Genomic DNA, 2,732 nt, shown 5'->3' on the forward strand with positions numbered 1-2,732 from the left:
GAGTATGAAGGGCTCAACGTGCCCAACCCAGCATTGCTCACTGCCAACTCAGAGGGAACTCCCACCAGAGTGTGGCAACAAAGCCCATTGTTAGGGGCAGGTATTCGTTTGCGGGTGTTGCGTTTGTTGCAAATCAATGTATCGCTGCTGCGAGATTTCAACTACCGCCCAGGCACGAGTCCTTATCCCAGCCCCTGGCGCTTTAGGCTGGGGTTCTCTTTGTAAAACAATCACTGGCGCTTATTTTTAAATAAAACAAAACCCATGCAACTTAAGATCAAACCATTGTTACCACAGAATCGGAACTATTTGATAGTCGCCCTCTGGCTCATTAGCTTATTGATGAGCACTACAGCAGTGGCACAGCCGCCCCAACTACTCACCGAAGCAGCCCTTGCCAAAGAAAAGGTATATACATCGTGGCAACGTGCCCTTAAAGACCCCACCAAAGTATACCGTTTAGATTTGTCGGGGCAAAAACTCAAAGCCATATCACGCAATATCCACGTATTTACCCGTTTGCAAGAGCTAAAACTTGCCCAAGACCAACTAGACAGCATCAACAGCGAGGTAACTGCACTCACAAATTTGCAAATAGTAGATTTAAGCCATAACCAATTGGGCAAACTGCCTGAGTTTTTGTTTAAACTTCGCCACTTGCACACCTTAAACCTTGCCCACAACCAAATAAAGGAACTGCCAACAGGCATTGCCAGGTTGAATAAATTAAAGTACTTGAATATTGTAGGCAACCCTATCAAAAAACTACCCGCTGAACTGACTCAGCTCTCCCAGCTCGCTACCCTCAAGGCCGATAAAAAATTATTGGTGCAATGGGAAATGTTACGCAAAAAAAACAAACTATTTACCAACCTGGAAGAGGCGCTTAAAACCCCCGCTCAAGTATACAAGTTAGAGTTACACAGCTTGCGCCAAATACCCGTACAAAAACTCAAAAAGCTCAAAAACCTAGAGGTGTTAAAACTCAACAACAATGCTTTGCGCACCCTGCCCAAAGAGCTGGGCAGCCTTAAAAGCCTCAAAGAGCTGCATTTGCAAAATAACTTGCTAAAGACGGTTCCCAAAGAAATTGGAGACTTGCAACAGCTAAAAAAGCTTAACCTGAAAATGAATCGGGTAGAAGGTTTGCCCAAAGAGTTGGGCAAGCTAAAGCAGCTTGAGCAGTTAGACTTGTACAACAACCGCTTAAAAACAGTACCCAAAGAACTGGGCAAACTCACTGCCTTAAAAAAGCTTGACCTATCGCGCAACCGTTTACAAAACCTGCCCCAGGAGTTAACGAATGCCCAGGCGCTTGAAAAACTGAACCTGCGAGGCAATGCGCTGACCCAACTGCCCAAAAACCTGGGCAACTTGCAACAGTTGAAGCGGCTGAACCTGGATGCTAACCGTTTGGTTGGCTTACCTGAAAGCCTGGGCAAGCTTAAAAACCTGGAAAGCCTGGACTTGCGAGAAAATGCGTTGAAAAAACTCCCGGAAAGTTTGGGTGGGTTAGAAAAACTCAAAAACTTACAATTGCGCAAAAATGCCCTGACCAAATTGCCCGAAAGCATTGGTAAGTTACAAAACCTAGAGAGCCTGGACAGTTGGGGCAATGCCCTGGAAGGCTTACCAGAGAGCATTGGGGGCTTAAAAAAGCTCAAAAAAATGAACTTGGCCTATAACCAGCTTACCGAACTGCCCGAAAGCCTGGGCAAGCTCGAAAACCTTCAAACGCTCAACTTGTGGAACAACTCTACCCTGCAAAAGTTACCAAAAAGCCTGGGCAATCTAAAAAACTTACAAAGCTTTAAAATGCAGTTCGACAAACTACCTTTAGGTGAGCGCAACTTGCTGCAAAATAACTTAGTGAATACCAAAGTAAGAGGCCTTAAGTTTTAGGTGGCAAGGCAAACAATTCGCTCTTCAATAAAATAGAAAGCCCAAATCGGATGCCACTGATTTGGGTTTTTGTGTGTTGCTACCAATCCTGCTTTGTTATAAAACCGAGCGCTAAAAAACACCCTCAAAATGCCCCACAACACTTTCCAATAAAGATTTGGGTTGATAAGCTCCATGGCAAACAACAATGCTACAAAATATTATAATCAATGAATTTTTTCGCATATTTGCAAAAGCAAGAAAGGTAAAAGTGAAGCACCTGCGTATAAACTTTGAGAACTGCGGCTTAAGCGAGTGCTTCATTGCCAAGTAAGGCACCAAAAATTAAATCATTGTACAAATATGCAACACCTATTAGTAGAAATTAAGGCACGCACTGCCAAAGCTGACCAAATCAGGACTTTTTTAGAAAAAAACAAGACCTATTTCAAAGGAGTAGATTATCAGACAGATACTTATTTTAAAGTACATAAGGGACGCCTCAAATTGCGGGAAGGCAACATTGAAAATCACCTCATTCAATACTACCGTCCCAATCAGGCAGAAGCCAAAACTTCAGAAGTATTGCTGTATAAGTCGAACCCTGAGTCTACCCTCAAACAAATTTTGACCAATGCTTTGGGTGAGTTGGTGGTAGTAAAGAAAAAACGTGAGATTTATTTTATCGACAATGTCAAGTTTCATATAGATGAGGTAGACCAATTGGGTAGCTTTGCCGAAATTGAGGCTATAGGCAACAAGGGCGAGCACCTGGAGGAAGACTTAAGAGCCCAGTGTTTGCATTACCAGCAGCTATTGGGCATTCGTGCCGAAGACTTAGTAGAGGTTTC

General features: G+C 43.4%; 3 protein-coding genes. All 3 read left to right on the plus strand.

Annotation, left to right across the window (positions count from 1 at the left end):
• On the plus strand, positions 1-225 hold a 225-nt coding region (locus M23134_RS37015), incomplete at its 5' end, for a hypothetical protein (protein ID WP_045115093.1).
• 39 nt (positions 226-264) lie between these two features.
• Positions 265-1,902, plus strand: coding sequence for a leucine-rich repeat domain-containing protein (locus M23134_RS37020; RefSeq protein WP_053337467.1), 1,638 nt, complete (start codon positions 265-267; stop codon positions 1,900-1,902).
• A 342-nt stretch (positions 1,903-2,244) separates the two neighbouring features.
• Positions 2,245-2,732: class IV adenylate cyclase (locus tag M23134_RS37030; RefSeq protein ID WP_002706196.1), on the plus strand; the 488-nt coding region annotated here is incomplete at its 3' end.

The organism is Microscilla marina ATCC 23134, from assembly GCF_000169175.1.
Lineage (GTDB): Bacteria > Bacteroidota > Bacteroidia > Cytophagales > Microscillaceae > Microscilla > Microscilla marina.